General features: G+C 49.2%; 14 protein-coding genes. 9 read left to right on the top strand and 5 right to left on the bottom strand.

The annotated features are described in order from the left end of the window. The first annotated feature begins 94 nt into the window (after positions 1–94). The 9 genes from AB1757_12435 to AB1757_12475 all read left to right on the top strand — a co-directional run bounded on the left by AB1757_12435 (position 95) and on the right by AB1757_12475 (position 13,564). A complete protein-coding gene (locus AB1757_12435; GenBank protein ID MEW6127837.1) occupies positions 95–2,368 on the top strand; it encodes a S9 family peptidase in 2,274 nt (757 codons plus the stop codon). Between the two features lie 267 nt (positions 2,369–2,635). Beyond that, positions 2,636–4,315, top strand: a complete 1,680-nt coding sequence (locus tag AB1757_12440; protein MEW6127838.1) for a M14 family metallopeptidase — start codon at positions 2,636–2,638, stop codon at positions 4,313–4,315. Positions 4,316–4,507: 192 nt separating this feature from the next. Further along, positions 4,508–6,913, top strand: a complete 2,406-nt coding sequence (locus tag AB1757_12445) for a beta-L-arabinofuranosidase domain-containing protein (GenBank protein MEW6127839.1) — start codon at positions 4,508–4,510, stop codon at positions 6,911–6,913. A gap of 281 nt (positions 6,914–7,194) precedes the next feature. Further along, positions 7,195–8,163: a YkgJ family cysteine cluster protein gene (locus AB1757_12450; GenBank protein MEW6127840.1), complete on the top strand. Its 969-nt coding sequence runs from the start codon at positions 7,195–7,197 to the stop codon at positions 8,161–8,163. A 3-nt stretch (positions 8,164–8,166) separates the two neighbouring features. After that, on the top strand, positions 8,167–8,664 hold the full coding sequence (locus tag AB1757_12455; protein MEW6127841.1) for a gluconokinase: 498 nt from the start codon (positions 8,167–8,169) through the stop codon (positions 8,662–8,664). 325 nt (positions 8,665–8,989) lie between these two features. Continuing rightward, on the top strand, positions 8,990–9,790 hold the full coding sequence (locus AB1757_12460) for a sugar phosphate isomerase/epimerase (GenBank protein MEW6127842.1): 801 nt from the start codon (positions 8,990–8,992) through the stop codon (positions 9,788–9,790). Positions 9,791–9,868: 78 nt separating this feature from the next. Then, entirely contained in the window at positions 9,869–10,624 is a 756-nt protein-coding gene (locus AB1757_12465; GenBank protein ID MEW6127843.1) for an ankyrin repeat domain-containing protein, read from the top strand. Positions 10,625–10,874: 250 nt separating this feature from the next. Then, on the top strand, positions 10,875–12,290 hold the full coding sequence (locus tag AB1757_12470; protein MEW6127844.1) for a DUF1800 domain-containing protein: 1,416 nt from the start codon (positions 10,875–10,877) through the stop codon (positions 12,288–12,290). 11 nt (positions 12,291–12,301) lie between these two features. Next, positions 12,302–13,564, top strand: a complete 1,263-nt coding sequence (locus AB1757_12475) for a DUF1501 domain-containing protein (protein MEW6127845.1) — start codon at positions 12,302–12,304, stop codon at positions 13,562–13,564. 82 nt (positions 13,565–13,646) lie between these two features. On the opposite strand, the gene AB1757_12480 is transcribed toward AB1757_12475, so the two are convergent. The 5 genes from AB1757_12480 to AB1757_12500 form a co-directional block, all read right to left on the bottom strand. Then, entirely contained in the window at positions 13,647–14,381 is a 735-nt protein-coding gene (locus AB1757_12480; GenBank protein MEW6127846.1) for a hypothetical protein, read from the bottom strand. Continuing rightward, positions 14,378–14,803, bottom strand: coding sequence for a DUF3037 domain-containing protein (locus AB1757_12485; GenBank protein MEW6127847.1), 426 nt, complete (start codon positions 14,801–14,803; stop codon positions 14,378–14,380). Before AB1757_12485 ends, AB1757_12480 begins: the two co-directional genes overlap by 4 nt. Further along, the gene (locus AB1757_12490; protein MEW6127848.1) at positions 14,781–15,563 is read right to left on the bottom strand and encodes a HipA family kinase; all 783 of its coding nucleotides are present in this window, start codon (positions 15,561–15,563) and stop codon (positions 14,781–14,783) included. Before AB1757_12490 ends, AB1757_12485 begins: the two co-directional genes overlap by 23 nt. A gap of 96 nt (positions 15,564–15,659) precedes the next feature. Continuing rightward, the gene (locus AB1757_12495) at positions 15,660–16,634 is read right to left on the bottom strand and encodes a D-2-hydroxyacid dehydrogenase family protein (protein MEW6127849.1); all 975 of its coding nucleotides are present in this window, start codon (positions 16,632–16,634) and stop codon (positions 15,660–15,662) included. A gap of 173 nt (positions 16,635–16,807) precedes the next feature. Further along, positions 16,808–17,947 (bottom strand): glycoside hydrolase family 5 protein, encoded by a 1,140-nt coding sequence (locus AB1757_12500; GenBank protein ID MEW6127850.1) that lies wholly within the window; start codon positions 17,945–17,947, stop codon positions 16,808–16,810. Positions 17,948–17,979 lie beyond the last annotated feature (32 nt).

Here is a 17,979-nt window from a genome sequence, read left to right on the forward strand (position 1 = left end):
AATGAAAACCCGGTCGAACGTCCATCACATTGCAATCACTAACTGAGGCTGGCAACCAGTTATCGCAATTCAACAATATTTTTGGAGGAAACCGATGAATCCCTCGCTGATTATCAACAAGAAATTTTCTGTGATTTTCTTTACCCTTCTGTTACTCGCCGCGAGCGCCGTGGCGCAACAGAAACGCCCGATGACTTTTATGGATGTGCAGGAAATCCGCAACGCCAGCGCCCCTGCCGTAAGCCCCGATGGCAAATGGGGACTCTACACCCTGAGCGTTCCCGATTGGAAAACTGCCAAACGCTTCACGGATATTTATCTGGTATCACTTGAACGCGGCGTCGAATCGACGCGGCAGTTGACTTACACCAGAGACAAAAACGAAAACGCGCCGCGCTGGTCACGCGATGGTAAATTTTTTGTCTTCGCTTCAGACCGCGAAGCCCCGCCATCATCGTCTTCACAAAATCAACTCTATCTGATGCGACCCGATGGCGGTGAAGCGCGCAAAATCACCGACGCGAAAGATGGCGTCGGCAATTTCGGGTTCAGCAAAGATGGTAAATGGTTAGCCTTTTCCGCAGGCAAAGACGAGAATCAACAAATCTGGGTGTTGCCGGTGGCGGAAATTGAAACCGCAAAGCCCGTACAACTCACCAAACACGCAACCCCCATCACCTCGTGGCAATTTTCGCCCGATAGTCGGCGGATTTATTTCGTCTCGCCCGCTAGCCTTGACAAAGATAACAAAGAGCGCGTCGAACAAAAATTCACCGTGCGCATTCGCAATGAAGACTCGCCGCTTGCACACCTCTGGGCATTCGATATTGATAGCAAACAAGAGACGCGGCTCACTTCCAGTCAGGAATACAGCATCGGCAATGTGACGATTTCCAAAGACAGCAAATGGATTGCCTTCAGCGGCACTCCCAAAGACCGTTATAAACGCACTGTAACCGAAGCCGGAATTTACGCCGACGCTTATCTGTTGGAAGTGGCATCGGGGAAAATCGAACGCCTCACCGACAATAAAGAGATTGGCGAAAACGGACTCAGCTTTTCACCCGACAGCCAATGGATTGCTTTTGCCGCCGCCGATAATTTTGAATATTTCCGCAACAATCGCGTCTATATTCGTCCGGTGACCGGTGGGCAGTGGAAAAAGTTGGGCGATGGATTTGATGGTAATGTGACGGTCAGTTTCTGGTCGGAAGATAGTAAAACCATCTATTTCAATGAAGGCTGGCGCGCTACCACAGGTCTATTTTCAGTTGCAACCGATACCGGCAAAGTCACTCAACTCACCAAAGAAAATGCCACACTTTTCGTGGCGCAGGACGAAGACACCAAAACCCTGCTCGTAAATTATGCCGATTCAACCATGCCCAATGATACGTTTATCGCGCCGTCGCTTGCTGAAATCGGCAAACGTTCAAGCTGGAAACAACTGACGGCTGCCAACCCACAAATCAAAAAACTGGCGCTTGGTGAAACCGAAGCCATTCAATGGAAATCATCGGATGGCAAGATGGTCGAGGGCGTCCTCGTAAAACCCGTGGGCTTCGAGAAAGGCAAACGCTATCCGCTGATTGTGCAGATTCACGGCGGACCCGCAGGCGCAGATGTGTTGCGATTCAATCCCGGTTACGGTTCGCAAATTTATGCGGGCGCAGGTTACGCGGTTTTGTGTCCGAATTATCGCGGTTCGACCAACTATGGCGAACGCCACAAGATGGAAATCGGCGGCGATTATTTCCGCCAAGGTTACGATGACATCATGACCGGCGTCGATTTTCTCATCGCGCAGGGCATTGTTGATGGTGACAAAATGGGCGCGATGGGATGGAGCGCCGGCGGGCACTGGTCGAATTGGATTTTGACCCATACCGACCGCTTCAAAGCGATTTCATCGGGCGCGGGCGCGGTCAACTGGATTTCGATGTACGCGCAAAGCGACATTCAACGCAATCGCGAATTCTATTATGGCGGCAAACCGCCTTATGAAGACTTCTCGAAATACTGGGATGTATCGCCGCTCAAATACATCAAGAATGCCAAGACGCCGACCTTGATTCATGTGGTTGATGGCGACCCGCGTGTGCCGCGTCCACAAAGCGAAGAGTTGCACATGGCGTTAAAGAAACTTGGTGTGCCGACCGAGTTTATGGTCTATCCGGGCAATACGCATGGCATTCCCGACCCACGCAATCAATATGTCAAAGCGGTTGCCGAATTCAACTGGTTTGAAAAATGGATTCGCGGCAAACAGGGGTGGTTCGATTGGAAAGAAATCCTGCAAACCGTCAAAGACGAAAAAGCCGATGAGAAAAAGAAAGAACCCCTCGACCCCTCGAAAGATGATAATTGATTCATCATTTTGGGTAGAAAAATTGAAAAAAACATCCAATAAACACAGGCAAAAGAAATAGTGAGGCATATTCTCGAAAGCGGCACAACCGCAAAACGGCGATTACCAAATACTGCACGCCACTATAGCGGTGGAATGAATTTAGCCAGGTCTTTCAAGGCACGGCTAAATTCATTTGGTCGCTGACCCGACCACAGAATAAAAGCCAATTTTTGATGATTTACGGTATTTCTCATTTTGATAACTCACAGAAGGAGAACTTCATTCATGCGATCAGGCTTTGCCCTAGTTGTCTTCATCATTTTTTGTTTAACTTCATTCACCCTAATCACCTTTGCACAGGACAATCAATTGAAATCACGCGCTGAACTCACGAACTTTGAAGAGACCAGTCGTTACGATGATGTCATGCGCTTTATCACCGAGCTGCAAAACCGCAGCGACCTCGCGCGCCTTGAAACTTTTGGCACTTCACAGGAAGGGCGCGCTCTGCCCTTAATGATTCTCGCTGACCCGCCGGTTGCCACGCCGCGTGAAGCGCGCGCGTCAGGTAAACCCGTCGTCTTCATTTTCGCCAACATTCACGCCGGCGAAGTCGAAGGCAAAGAAGCCGTACAACACCTCGCGCGCCGCATGCTCACGGGCGATTTACGCAGCTTGCTCAGCAAAACGATTATCTTGCTTGCGCCGATTTATAATGCCGATGGCAATGAAAAAATCAGTATGGATAATCGCACCGAGCAGTATGGTCCGGTGGCTGGCGTCGGGCGTCGCGAAAATGCCAAAGGCTTAGACCTCAACCGCGATTACATGAAATTGGATTCCCTCGAAGCACAATCACTCGTGCGCCTGATGAATCGCTGGGACCCGCACCTCACAGTTGATTTGCACACCACCAATGGTTCCTATCACGGCTATCACCTGACCTATTCGATTCCGCTTAACCCGGCATCTGATGCGCGCCTCATCGCCTTTCATCGCGAGAAGATGATGCCGGTGATTGGTAGAGCCTTGCTCGCACAACATAAATTCCGCGCCTATTATTATGGCAATTTCGGAACGCGGGATGCGAAAACCGGCGAAGTTTCAAGTTTCGGCAGAAATCAGGAAGGCAAAGAGCGCATCTGGGCAGCCTTCACTCACGCGCCGCGTATCGGACAAAACTACGTCGGACTGCGCAATCGTCTGACGATTCTTTCGGAAGCCTACAGCTATCTTTCGTTCAAACGTCGCATCGAAGTCACCGAAGCCTTCGTTGAAGAAATCTGCAAATACGCTGCCGCGCACGCTGCGGAAATTTTGCAACTGGCGAAACAACTCGATGACGACACCATTCGTCGAGCGCAAAGCCAAACGCCTTTTCAACTCGGCGTCGAATATCAAATGCAACCGCTCGCCAAACCTGTCGATATTCTTGTTGGCGAAGTGCAGAAGGTGAAAAATCCGCGTTCAGGTAAAGAGATGACCGCCATGCTTGAAGACAAGTTCACGCCGATGAAGATGCTCGATTACGGGGTGTTTGCGGCAACCCGCAGCGTCGCAACACCGCGAGCCTATCTATTCAAACGTGAAGACGGCATGAAAGCCGCGCTTGAAAAACTCAAACAACACGGACTCGTCGTTGAAGAGTTGACCGCGCCACTGACTGCCGAAGTCGAAAGTTTTACCATTGATGAGGTCAAACGCGCGCAACGCGCCTTTCAAGGTCACAATGAAGTGAGACTGAAGGGACAATATAAAAAAGCGTCGATGACTTTCCCTGCGGGCAGCCTTCTTGTGCGCATGGCGCAACCTTTGGGGACGCTTGCGGCATACTTGCTTGAACCGGAAAGCGACGATGGACTGACAGCCTGGAATTTTCTCGATGCTTATCTGGAAGTCGGCAAACCCCATCCGGTTTTTAAACTCACGCAAGATGCGAAAATTGCCAGCCGGTTGTTGGAATGATGCAGCACGATTGCTGAAAAGAGAGAACGGAACAAACGGAAATAACCAAACAGACGGAAACCTGCACCGAAGTTATAGTGAGCCTCAGTAGCAAATTATTCTGCTAAACTTCCGTTGGTTCCGATTATTCCGTCTGTTCCGTATTTTATCTATCAACTGATTGTCGAGTTATCCAATCAAAGAGCTATTGCGATGAACAAAAAAATGAAAAAGCCCGCGATTTTATTGATGTTTTTTATGTTGGCAGGTTTATTGACCGCACCCGGAAATTCATTCGCACAGAAATTAAGCGTCCCTGACAAAATTCCGGCTAAAGCCATTCCTTTCGCGCTTACGGACGTGCGGTTGCTTGCGAGTCCCTTTCGTGACGCGATGATTCGTGACCAGAAATATCTGCTCAGTCTCGATAGTGACCGATTGCTTCATACCTTTCGATTGAATGCGGGGCTTGCGTCAACCGCCAAACCCTATGGCGGTTGGGAAGCGCCCGATGTTGAATTGCGTGGACATTCGCTCGGTCATTTTCTGTCGGCTTGCGCCTTGATGTACGCCGGCACCGGCGATGAGCGATTCAAAAAACAAGCCGACACAATCGTTGCGGAACTTGTGAAGATTCAAGAAGCTCTCAAAGCCAAAGGCGCGAACGCCGGTTATCTGTCGGCGTTTCCCGAAGAGTTCTTTGACCGTGTGGAAACCCGCAAACGGGTTTGGGCGCCTTACTACACGATTCACAAAATCATGGCGGGCTTGCTCGATATGTATCAGTTATGCAGCAACCAACAGGCGCTCGACACCGTCGTGAAGATGGCTGATTGGGTGACGTTTCGCGTTGACCGTTTAAGCGAAGAACAGTTTCAACGTTCGCTTGAAACCGAATTCGGCGGCATGAATGAGCTGTTTGCCAACCTCTATGCGGTGACCGGAAACCATGAGCATTTGCGGCTGGCGCATAAATTCGATCATCGCGCGGTGTTTGACCCGCTCGCGCAAAGCGTCGATAAACTCGACGGCTTGCACGCCAACACGCAAATTCCCAAAGCCATCGGCGCGGCGCGCATCTATGAACTCACAGGCGAAGCGCGCTATTACAACATCGCCAATTTTTTCTGGCAGCGCGTCGCCCATCATCGCTCGTATGTGATTGGCGGCAACAGCGACGATGAACATTTCTTTCCGGTCACTTCGTTTTCAAAACACCTTGGCGAATCGAGCGCCGAAACCTGCAACACTTACAATATGCTCAAACTGACGCGCCATTTGTTTGAGTGGAACCCATCGGCAGAGATGATGGATTTCTATGAACGCGGACTGTTCAATCACATTCTCGCTTCGCAAGACCCTGAGATGGGAATGATGACTTATTATTCGCCAATGAAGCCGGGCAGCTTTAAAACCTTCTCGACGCCCGAAGATAATTTCTGGTGTTGTGTCGGCACAGGCATGGAAAACCATGCGAAATACAATGACACCATCTATTTTCACGATGACGAATCGCTTTATGTGAACCTGTTCATTCCTTCGGTATTGAATTGGAAAACGAAAGGCTTGACGGTTGAACAGACCACCGATTTTCCGCAAAGCGAAACCAGCAGACTCGCATTCCAGACCGATAAACCTTTGCGCCTGGCTCTGAAGATTCGCGTGCCTTCGTGGGCTGAACGTGGAATGCGATTTACTGTCAACGGCAAAGCTGAAAACTTAAATGCTAAACCCGGTTCATACGCGACGATTGAACGCCAATGGAAAACCGGAGATGTGTTGGAATTGCGCTTGCCGATGAGTTTAAGAATCGAAGCCATGCCTGACGATGCGAAAACCCTTGCGATTTTATACGGTCCCGTTGTGCTGGCGGGTGATTTAGGCAAAGAAGGCATGGAAGGACTTAAACGGTTTGGTCCCTACACGGCTGAGCCTGCGCGTGTGAAATTATCCGAAGTGCCGGGTTTTGTAGTGAGCGATGTGAAAAAGATTCTCACGAAAATTAAACCGGTGAAAGGCGCGCCACTCACTTTCACAACCGTTGGGTTGGCTGAACCGCGCGAAGTGCGACTGATTCCGTTTTATCGAGCGCAAGGTATGCGCTACACGGTGTATTGGAAAGTCTATTCGCCTACAGAGTGGCAACAGCGCCAGGTGAGGTTAGCGGCTCTTGCCGCCAGAGAAAAAGCGATTAGTGAACGCACCGTTGATGGGGTGCGCATCGGTGAAGCCGGGGATGAAAAAGCCCACAACTTTAAAGGTGAAAAGACCGATTCCGGCTATCTCGAAGACCGCCGCTGGCGCGATTCGCGTGACGGCTGGTTCAGCTATGAATTGCAAGTGACGCAAGGCGAGCGGTTGACGCTGCTTTGCACTTATTGGGGTAGCGAAAGCCGCAAACGGGTTTTCGATATTTTCGTGGACGGTGAAAAGATTGCGACGCAAAATCTGTTTGATAATAAACCCGGCGAATTTTTTGATGTTGAATACCCCCTATCCGCAACTATTTTACGTGGCAAAGAGCGCGTGACCATTAAGTTTCAAGCGCACCCCGGTTCAATGGCAGGCGGTGTATTCGGCTTGCGCATCGTGCGTCAGACAAAATTGAAGATGCAATGATTGAAAAGTTCTGATGCATTCCTGAAACCAGGATGGAAGACCGGATGCGTTGCCATTGACGGTCGATACTTGCTCTCGGATTAAGCGGATGAAACGGATTTTTGCAGATTATTTTGCATTCAATCATCCGTCGTTATTTTGTTTGAGGGCATCGAAACCACCGGAAATCCGCACCGATCCGCGCAAGCCGCCGCATCTGCTGGGAAATGCAACCTGTTCAATGAGCGCGGTGGTTTTCCGTAGCAACTTTTTATATTGAAACTCCTTTGAGGCATACACCATTGAGCGTCAACCCCAATCGTTTAATACAACTCGCCGGTCGTCGAAAAATGGATGAAGCGGATTTTGCGGATTTAACCGAGGCGCTGGCAAATAGACGAACCGGCTTTCGCTTTGAAGATGAGTTATTGGGACTATATGCCGAAAGCCGGGATGAAAGTATTTTTATAACTGAGTCAACAGCAATACCGGATTGTCTTACCTGTGGGGCGTGTTGCGCTTATTTTCATCAGATTTTAATTTCAATTGAAGATGCGACGCCGCGTTCGCTTGCCTGGGAAGTCACTGATACCGATGAACAAACCACCCATTGGCTGAGGCGCGATTTAGGTGAGGCGCGATGCGTGGCGCTTGCAGGTGAGGTCGGCAAACGGGTGAGTTGTGCGATTTATGAACTCCGTCCAACGGCTTGCCGCGCTTTTGAAGCAGGCAGCGACCGTTGCCAGGCGCTGAGAAGAATGTTTGGCTTTGAACCGCGATTGACCGAAGTTGAGATGGCGCGACACCGTCAAATTTTGCGTGATAGTCACATCAATGAATTGACCGATGAAATTGATTGGGCAGGTGAGTTGGAAGGTGAAACCGCTCAGGTGAATTTTTTGCGTGAGTTGATTGATTATAATCTCACCAAACTGAAACAAATCGCCGCTGAGTTGCAGCGCGTGGAAAATTTATTGAACGACAAGGGCGCGGCTGAGGCGATAAAAAGATGTGTTCACGCGGTTGATTTGATAAATAGCGAAATTGATTTGATTGAAAAAAGTGTGCGGGCAAATTTACCGGAAGCGATTGGTGGTCTCGATTCAATCAATCGCGGGGATATTGCCGGGCGACTGTTAATCATCGGCAATGATTCGCAAGTTTTATTGGAAACGGCTGTAAATCAAATGGCAGCTATCGGTGAGTCGGTTTTTGTCGCATTAGGAATGCAAGCGAAATTCGGTAAAGAAAAATTTGAGTTAAGCGAGTAGACCATGATTTTAATTGTAATGGGGGTTGCGGGTTCAGGTAAGACGACGATTGGCAAAATGCTTGCCCGGCGATTGGCTTGCAAATTTTATGACGCAGATGATTTTCACTCGCCCGCCAATGTCGCCAAGATGCATTCCGGGGTGCCGCTCACTGATGAAGACCGCGCCGCGTGGCTTGATGCGCTTGCCCGTTTAATTGGCGAAAACCTCGCTAATCATCAATCAATGATTCTGGCGTGTTCGGCTCTCAAAGCCAGCTATCGCAAGCGCCTGCAATCACGCGCCCCTCGGCATTCAAATGAGGTGCAGTTCATCTATCTTCGCATCACGCCCGAGGTTGCCCGCGAGAGAACGGCGGCGCGAAAAAATCATTTTATGCCGCCGGAATTAATTGCCAGCCAGTTTGCCACCCTCGAAGAACCCACCGATGCCTTAATCGTTGACGCAAGCCTTACGCCCACAAAAATCGTCGGGGAAATTCAAAAAAAATTGCCCGCCTGAAAAAAAGTTGCAACGTTCTTTCTTCAATTGCCGGTCTCTCCTGAAGTTTTGGAAGAACGGTATGGAAGAGCGCCGCAGTCGGCAGAGGGCAACTCAATTTATTGGAAGTTTGCATACGATTACCGGGATGTTGGTTAGCAGAGTGAAAACCCTGCTGGCAAGATGCGATTTTTGAAGAATTCGAGTTTTTTTGCCACTACATCTTTGCATAAAATCTCGCAGCGGTGTAAAAGAATGAACGGTTCCGCAAGTTAATCGGGAGGCACGAGCATTGATCAATCGCAGAGCATTCATCACCAGAAGTGTGACAGGAGCATTGGGCAGTTTGGCTATTTCACAATTGGGGCTGGGCGGCGGCGCAAGCCAGGGAAAACGAATTCAAAAAATCGGTTTGCAACTTTATACCCTCAGAAAAGAGCTGGAAAAGGATTTTGAGGGCACACTCGCAAAAGTTGCCGCCATCGGTTTCAAAGAGGTTGAATTTGCCGGTTATTACAACCGCACACCGGAGCAGGTTAAAACAGTTTTAAAAGTCAACAAGCTGAGCGCGCCTTCGGCGCATACCCTGCTTGCGGCAATGAAGTCGAAAGACTGGCAGAAGACCGTTGATGACACGCGCGCCGTCGGGCATAAATATCTGGTGCTCGCCTATCTTTTTCCGCCTGAACGACAGAAACTCGATGATTACAAACGCATCATTGAACAAATCAACAAAGCCGCTGAAGATTGCAAAAAAGCGGGCATTCAATTCGCCTATCACAACCACGACTTTGAATTTGAAACGATGGAAGGGCAAGTGCCTTACGATTTGATTCTGAAAGAGACCGACCCGAAACTGGTGAAGATGGAACTGGATTTATACTGGATTAGCAAAGCCAAACAAGCGCCCGAAAAATATTTCAATAGGTATCCCGGCAGGTTCGAGCTATTTCATGTCAAAGATATGGATAACACCCCGAAAGCATTTTTCACAGAGGTCGGGCGCGGGGTGATTGATTTCAAACGCATCTTTCAGATGAAAAATTCGGGCGTCAAACATTATTTCGTCGAGCAGGACGAAACCCCGGGCGCGGCGCTCGACAGCATCAAAATCAGCTATGATTATTTGCAGAAGTTGAGATTTTAAATTAGCGTTAAGCCATCATCGAACCATTTTTCGCGGGGCGCGAACCGAAATTAACTTGAGTAAACCGGGAGGGCATTGATGCAAACCAAACTGCGTGCTAACGGTTTCGCGGTCGTCTGTCTGTTGAGTGTCTTTCTTTTCTTACCATCGGCATCGAATGGACAGATCGAACATCAAAAAGGCGAGCCGGAGAGATTAGTTATTGAAGATGAGCAGGGGCTTTATGCGCACTGGTATCTGGCAAATATGAATAATGATGTCGTCAGAGGCATAGGTTTTGCCCAAAAGTATGTTGACCGGTTTCCTTCGGGACAAATGGCAGATTTTTTAAAACAATACCTTGATAAACATCTGCCCGAACATCCTGATGCATTAACCAAATTTAAAGCCGAACGAATGGACACCCTCGTCGTTAAACCGCCTGCGGTAGAAGAACCCAAAACCGAGGAAACCAACAGAGCCATTGTAGAAATTCCCCAAGATGCAGAAATCATTCTCAGGCTCTTGTACGAGGTGATCAACGATGGCGCAAGTGTGAATGCAAGATCAAGAAGCGGATACACCGCTTTGATGCTGGCGGCGATGACCAACCATTCGGAGGTCATTAAGAAAATGTTTGAACGAGGCGCAGATGTAAATCTTAAAGAACCCGCGCAGGGATTTACGGCGCTGACCTATGCCATCTGGACAGGAAACCCTGAAATCGTGCGCCTGCTTTTGGAAAATGGCGCAGACCGTTTGCTGCGCGATACCGAAGGGCGAACGGCATTAGACCATGCAAACCTGCGAGGGGTTGCGGAAACCATCAAACTTTTAGAAGGAAATAAAAAATAATTCGTGGAAGCGACGTGTACATTTCTCCAAACGGGCTGACACGTTGCGGCGGATGTGCTACATTGTCAGCCGCAATCATAAAACAATAATAAAAAATAAACCCTCTGCCCCGATGTAAAAATTTTTCAGCAGTACCTTCCTCACCAAACCGATTCAGTCCCTGAATTGTCCAGCGTCGTTCAATCCTCGCTTGAACGATTGATACATTGGCTTTCGCTTTACAACAAAAGAACAAGGAGGGTAGAACCCTATGGCGCAATTGACTTATGACCAGGCGGCGCATCTCAGTCGTCGCATGGGCTTCGGCGCTCCGCCCGAAGAACTCGATACACTTACCCGCATGACTCGCCAGGCGGCGGTCGATTATTACCTCAATTACGAATCTGTCAACAATGACAACCTCGATAATTATTTACAGAAAAATTTCAACCCCAAACGCTTCACCCCGATGGACGACGTGCAACTCTGGTGGATTATCCGCATGGGCAAAACCGCGCGTCCCTTTGAAGAGAAGATGACACTTTTCTGGCATAACCATTTCGTCAGCGCGCTCGACAAAGTGCCTTATGAAACCATGTATGTGCAAAACCAGATGCTGCGCGCTCAGGCGCTCTTACGTTTTGACGACATTTTGTTGAATGTGGCGCGCGACCCGGCAATGCTCGTCTATCTTGATGGCATCACCAATGTCCTGGGCAACCCCAACGAAAATTTTGCCCGTGAACTGCAAGAATTGTTTACCATGGGCATTTACGATGCGGTCACCGGTGAAGCCAACTACACCGAAAAGGATGTCAAAGAAATCGCCCGCGCCTTCACCGGCTGGAAGTTCAAAGAAAAAGGCGGCAAGAAATATAAATATGTTTCTTACATTGAAACCGATAAACACGATGCCGGACCGAAAGAGATTTACGGGCGCATTGCCAATTACACCGGCGAAGATGTGATTGCGATTATCAGCGAACGCCGGGCAACGGCGCGCTTTCTGGTTAAAAAACTGTTTAACTTTTTCGTCTACCCGCTCGCCGACACCCCCGAAGACAAAGCGACGATTGAAAAATTCGCCAATGTCTATTTCACCGGCAATCACTCGATTCGCGAACTGGCGCGCGCGATTTTCAATTCCGATGAATTTTTCAGCCCACGCGCCGAATTCGCGTTAATCAAATCGCCCGCCGAACTCACGGTCGGCGCGATGCGTATGCTCGGAGCCGATTACGTTCCCGGCAATCTCCATCAAGCCGATTATGAAACCTATGTGGGCTTTAAGAGCATGGGCTTTGACCTGCTCAATCCCTTCGATGTATCGGGATTTCCAACCAATCTCGGCTGGCTCAACACCTCGACCATGCTTGAACGCTATAACTTTGCGGCGCGTATCATCAGCACACGCGAAGTCAACAAAATGTCGCCGGGCATCGGACTTGCGAATGAGAAACTGAAAACTCATATCGCTTCGACGCCTGAACAAACGGTGCGCAATTTTCTTGCGGTGATGGGGGCGCTCAAAGTCGATAACCAGGTGGTGGCGATTTTGACCGATTACCTGACCAAAGATGATGAGGGAGGGCGTATGCCTTTCGAGGTGGATGACCATTTCATTGATAAAAACATTCGCGGCTTGGTCTTTTTGATTATGTGCCTGCCCGAATTTCAATTGAACTAGAGGAGGGAAAGATGGGAACAACAAGAAGACAATTTATTAAACGAAGCGTCGGCGCGGTGAGCGTCGGCTTGGTGATGCCGCACCTGTTTATCAATACCGCGAGCGGGCAAAGCGCAACTGCCGCAAATCGCAAAGTGCTGGTGATTATCGAATTTTCCGGCGGCAATGACGGACTCAACACGGTGATTCCCTACACTGACCGCAACTATTATTCATGGCGTCCGACCATCGGACTGAGAGATGCAGAAATTGCCAATACCAAAATTTCCAACGAGCTTGCCTTGCATCCGTCGATGGGAAAACTCAAAACCCTTTACGATGCCGGCAAAGTTGCGGTTATCACCGGCGTCGGTTACCCGAATCCCAATCGCTCGCATTTCACCTCGGCGGACATCTGGCACACGGCGAACATCAACGAAGGGCGCGGCATCGGCTGGCTCGGTCGTTATGCAGATGTGGCGCTGATTAATCAACCGGGACTCGCGGCAGTATCAATCGTTGACCGTTTGCCGAAAACTTTTGCCGCAACCCAGAAAATCATTCCCAATATTCCGAGTTTTGATGGTTACGGCATCAAAACCGATTGCAACCACGAAGATAACCGGCAAAACATCATTGATGCGTTTTTAGCGATTCATCGTCGCAACCAACCGGCAAATAGTTTTATCGAACGCGCGCAGAAAATCGGTCTGGATGCGGTGGCGGGAGCTTTGGATTTTCAAGCGCAACTCGACACTTACCAATCCACCATTGAGTACCCGGATAACAATAATCTCGCGCAAGGCTTGCAACTCATCGCGCGCATCATTACCACGGTGCCGGAATCGAGTCTGCTTTATGCGCGCATCGGAGGATTTGATACACACGCTGACCAGATTGACGGGACGAATCGCCTGGCGGGGCAACACGCGGGATTGTTGCAGGATTTTTCCGATGCCATAAAAGCCTTCTATGATGATATGGCGGAACACGGGCTGGCAAACAATGTCTTGATGATGCAGTGGTCGGAATTTGGCAGACGGGTGAATGAGAATAAATCCGTCGGCACAGACCACGGCACCATGTCATGTATGTTCGTCATCGGCGGACAGGTGCAAGGCGGCATTTATGGTCGTCAACCGTCGCTTGCCGGCGCAGATTTGGATGACGCGGGCGACCCGAAATTCACCCTGGATTTTCGTTCGGTTTACGCAACCATTTTGGATAAATGGTTGACCAGCGATTCCAAAGGAATTTTGAACGGGCAATTCGAGAACCTCGGTTTTCTCGGATAGCGGTTTCAATTTCAGCGAGTGAAGTGAGAATCAACAATTCATTTCGCTCGCTGAAATCTTTTGAGTTATTAATAAAGCAGTTTTAATTACCCGTATGATAGGTGATGGTTCGATAAGTGATTTCGTGTGGCTCAAAAGATGAAGCGTTGACCTGAGTTATCCGAACCCAAGTTGTTCTTTTAATCCAATTCCCTTGTTCATCATATTCATAGGTGTACTTTAACGTATCTCGAATTGTTGCATCCGCTCTCAACCACGAATGCTCGGTAAGGTTATTTCTCTCATCATATTGATACGTTTCTCCCCGCTCCATTTTACCTTTACCATTCAACCGCACACTTTTCGTTTGATTTCCCTTTTCATCATAAGTAGAAACCCATCTCCCCCATAACCTCCATTTATTCGATTTTTTATTGAAGCTATAGAATGACCAGTCAAGAACGTTACCCCGTGCATCGTACGTCCAAACATCTTTTGCAAGCGGCTTATCTCGGTTATCGTAAGCGATTTCAGTTCGAGTATTTTTCTCTTTATCAACGACTATCTTTACTCTTTTGTCAGGAGGCGAACTGCCACAGGTTCCCGGAACCGGATATTCTTCGATTAACTCACCATTCAGATTATAGGCGGCTTTGTGCCAAAAACTTTTCGGGCTTTCACTATATTGCCCATTCACTTTGGTTATTTTTGCTTCTTCAATAACCTCTGTTGCGACCTTGCCCTTGTAACGACAGCCGTAAGAGTCAAACTTTCTCTGAGATAAAACTGAAGAGACAAGGGTTACTATTAGAAATAATGTGGCGATATTTTTTTTCATACGTCACTGCTACCTCCTGAGCTTTGTTGCTCAGCATTCGTTCGCACCATCGTATCGAGTAAATGTTCGAGCACATCCGCTAGATTTTTGCACCGTCCGGTATGCGTGGGCGAGGTTTGAATGATGGTGCTGCGCGGCGCGACCAGCCAGTAAAAGCGTTCTCTTGGCGTAAGCTTGCCAATGGGTCCTGCCGCTTCGCCGCCCGCGCAGATTGCCGGTATGCTTGCGAGATGCGCGCGAATCGCCTCTAAATCAACCGTCGCATCCAAAGCCCGCAAGCGTTTTTCATCAAGTTCAATGCGCGCTTCGAGAAATTTTTTCGCAGGACAAGAGACAATTACGCCGACGTTGATGAACTCTTCACGTTCGACTTTGGGCACCACGCGAATAATCGCGTAATCATAAGTGCAACGATTTTGCACGAATCGCCTCCTCCAGAAAATCTCTTGGGGCTGCCAGCCGGTTGATTAAATATTCTGTGTACGCTTCCCGTTGTTGCTGCTTACCAGCAAACAGCACATTATCCGCAAGCCAGGTTTCAGGAATCATTGTAACGATGCGGTCAATGATTTCCGGCGTGATAGCTCGACTCATTTTTTCATCGGCTTCTCTGAGCTTGTCGGCAAACGGCAACAGCACATGGTCTTTAATCAACTTGAAGGGGTCGCGGCTGCGTTCGCGAAAGTTTTGCCACGAGTGGTGAAAGTAGAGCGCCGCGCCGTGATCGATGAGCCAGAGCCGCTTGTGCCACATCAGCATATTGGTATTGCGCGCCGTGCGGTCAACGTTTGTAAGGTATGCATCAAACCAGACAATTGCGGATGCGAGTTCGGCATTGGGCTTTTCAGCTACCGGGTCAAACATCACCGCCGCCGGTAAATAATCAAGCGCGAGGTTGAGTCCGACGCTGGCTTTGATGAGTTCCTGAATTTCGGGGTCAGGTTCGGTGCGCGCAAGCTCCGCGTCGAGTTCGATGAAAACGATTTCCGGTACGGCAAGCCCCGCGACGCGCGCGATTTCTCCGGCGATGAGTTCAGCGATTAAGGCTTTCGCGCCTTGTCCCGCGCCGCGAAACTTGAGCACATACATCCCGTCATCATCGGCTTCGACGATTGCCGGAAGCGACCCGCCTTCCCTGAGCGGCGTGACATAGCGTGTGGCACTAACGGTTCTTAAATTCATCTGCTTCGACCTGATTTACAAAAGCCCATTCTGCCATATGAAAAGGCAGGCTGAAACCTGCGGATGATTGATTATCGCGCAGCCGATAGAGGGGATTTATTTTATCTTTGACATGAGCGCGTCGGGATTGACCATATTCGTCGGGTTGCCCGTAATGAAATTGTGTACGTTTTCAAAGGCTTTTTTAAAATATAACTCGTAGCCGCTTTGTTCGACATAACCGAGATGCGGCGTGCAAAGAACGTTGGGCATATTAAGCAACGGATGATTGAGGTCATAAATCGGTTCTTCGCTAAATACATCGAGCGCCGCATAGCCCGGACGCCCGATTTGCAAGGCATTTTCCAATGCGCCCGTTTCAACCAGTTCGGCGCGACTGGTGTTGACGAACAATGCTGAAGGTTTCATGCGTTTTAAATCTTCGGCTTTGATGATGCCGGTGGTCGCTTCGACGAGCCGCAGGTGAACCGTCAATACATCCGAGGTTGCAAAAAAGCTCTCTTTGGTTGCAACACTCAAATAGCCATCTTGTTCGGCGGCGAGCCTTGAGGTTTCGCGTCCGAAGATTTGCACCTGCATAGCGAAAGCGCGTCCGAACCCGGCAACCATTCTGCCGATTTTGCCGTAACCCCAGATGCCAAGCGTCTGCCCGTTTAACGCCTGCCCGATATTGGTTTGCCAGCGACCGTTTTGCATTTCCACAACTGCCGGAACCAGTTGTCGCCACGCACACATAATTAACGCCCAGGTGAGTTCAGCCGGAGCGATGGGCGAACCTGCGCCTTCTACAATCAACACCCCGGCAGCGGTGCAAGCCTCAACATCAATATGCCGGGAAATCTTTCCGGTTTGTGAAATGAGTTTTAAATGCGGCGTCCGTTTTAAAAAGGCTTGGTCAATTTTGGTGCGCTCGCGAATCAAAACCAAAGCTTGGGCTTCGGCAAGCGCCGCGCGCGCGTTCGCGTCGAGATGGATGTCGCCGAGAATGGTTACCTCGTGGGCTTTGAGAAGTTCAAGACAACGCAGGTTTTTCGTGGCGAATTGGTAATCATCGGGTATGACTATTTTCATGTGGCTATCTTAAATGCTTGAGTTTTTATTGGCGACCGCGAAAGAAAAATTATAGCGGTTTGCAATTTACTGAGGTTGAACAAGCGGTCTTTGACCGCGCTCTCAACAGAGGTTGAGTAACCTCATTAAACCGTTATAGTCGGCAAACCCTCAACCGGGGACGCCGTTTTAAATTACTTCAAACCTAATGCCTGCAAATAGCCTTGATTGATTCGACAGTTGGTAAATTTTATGGCTTCGAGATAATCGCTCAAGGCTTTCACAACTTTTTCTTTCGGCGGACGATTTTTTCTGACGTCTTCAAAAGTCGCGCGCGGGTGATTGGCGAATTTGATAATCGCTTCCCAATCGGCAGGCGGTTTAATGGACACAACGCCACTCGCCGCATCCAGTTTTTTATAGGGCCAGAAACACCAGCCGACACCATTTTTTTCAAGCGTGGTTCTGAATGTCTTTATCCATTCATCGGTATTTTCGCCCGACTCGCCCATCCACAGCGGAACCTGATATTGATTGCTGAAATCCAGATATTCCTGAATCACCGATTGCGTCGGCTCCGTCCAGTATTTATGAAAAGTGTAGGCGAGGTTGTCGTCGAAAGGTTGATTGAAAATTTTAAAATTGCTGTTCCATTGCGCGCCGCCTAAAAAGATGATGTGGTTTTTATCCACTTCGCGAATTGCCGCGACCATCCGGCGATAAAGCGGTTCCAGTTTGGGATTGAGCGTCTGAGTATCGAAAAAATGGGCAATCGGTTCATTAAGTAAATCATAACCGAGAACCGTGGTTGAATCTTTGTAACGCGCCGCCAGCGTCCGCCAGATTTTGATGGTGAGCGCCTGATTTTCGGGGCTTTCAAATAAAAACGGATAGCCGTAACTGTCATCGATATTGTCGCCGGTTTGTCCGCCCGGCGCTGCGTGCATATCCAAAATTACATAGAGGTTTTCTTCGCTGCACCAGCGAATGACGCTATCCAGCAGTTCATAACCTGCACCTTCGAGCTTATGGGTTTCATCGTCGCGTACCAGCAACCCATAATGGAACGGCACGCGCACGCTGTTGAACCCGGCTTGTTTGATGAAGCGAATATCTTCGCGGGTAATGTAACGGTTGCGAAATTCATTCCAGAATTTTGCGGCTTCCGCTTCGCCGATGAGTTGATTGATGACCGTGTGGATGAGTCGCGGCGAACTCGCCGACTCGAACTTAAACATATAGCCTTCGGGTAAAAGCCAGTTGCCGAGATTGATGCCTTTCAGGTGCAAAGGGCGACCGTCGGGCGCAATAAATTGGCTCTTGCGTGTGGTCACAAATTTCGATTGCGCAAAACTCTGAAACGAAG

It is taken from the genome of Acidobacteriota bacterium, assembly GCA_040754075.1.
Lineage (GTDB): Bacteria > Acidobacteriota > Blastocatellia > UBA7656 > UBA7656 > JBFMDH01.

What these genes read in the sequence shown, in the direction of transcription:
- AB1757_12445 (MEW6127839.1), top strand. Translation starts at nt 4,508, where the DNA reads ATGAACAAAAAAATGAAAAAGCCCGCGATTTTATTGATGTTTTTTATG.
- AB1757_12435 (MEW6127837.1), top strand. Translation starts at nt 95, where the DNA reads ATGAATCCCTCGCTGATTATCAACAAGAAATTTTCTGTGATTTTCTTT.
- AB1757_12455 (MEW6127841.1), top strand. Translation starts at nt 8,167, where the DNA reads ATGATTTTAATTGTAATGGGGGTTGCGGGTTCAGGTAAGACGACGATT.
- AB1757_12475 (MEW6127845.1), top strand. Translation starts at nt 12,302, where the DNA reads ATGGGAACAACAAGAAGACAATTTATTAAACGAAGCGTCGGCGCGGTG.
- AB1757_12465 (MEW6127843.1), top strand. Translation starts at nt 9,869, where the DNA reads ATGCAAACCAAACTGCGTGCTAACGGTTTCGCGGTCGTCTGTCTGTTG.
- AB1757_12495 (MEW6127849.1), bottom strand. Translation starts at nt 16,634, where the DNA reads ATGAAAATAGTCATACCCGATGATTACCAATTCGCCACGAAAAACCTG.
- AB1757_12470 (MEW6127844.1), top strand. Translation starts at nt 10,875, where the DNA reads ATGGCGCAATTGACTTATGACCAGGCGGCGCATCTCAGTCGTCGCATG.
- AB1757_12440 (MEW6127838.1), top strand. Translation starts at nt 2,636, where the DNA reads ATGCGATCAGGCTTTGCCCTAGTTGTCTTCATCATTTTTTGTTTAACT.
- AB1757_12480 (MEW6127846.1), bottom strand. Translation starts at nt 14,381, where the DNA reads ATGAAAAAAAATATCGCCACATTATTTCTAATAGTAACCCTTGTCTCT.
- AB1757_12490 (MEW6127848.1), bottom strand. Translation starts at nt 15,563, where the DNA reads ATGAATTTAAGAACCGTTAGTGCCACACGCTATGTCACGCCGCTCAGG.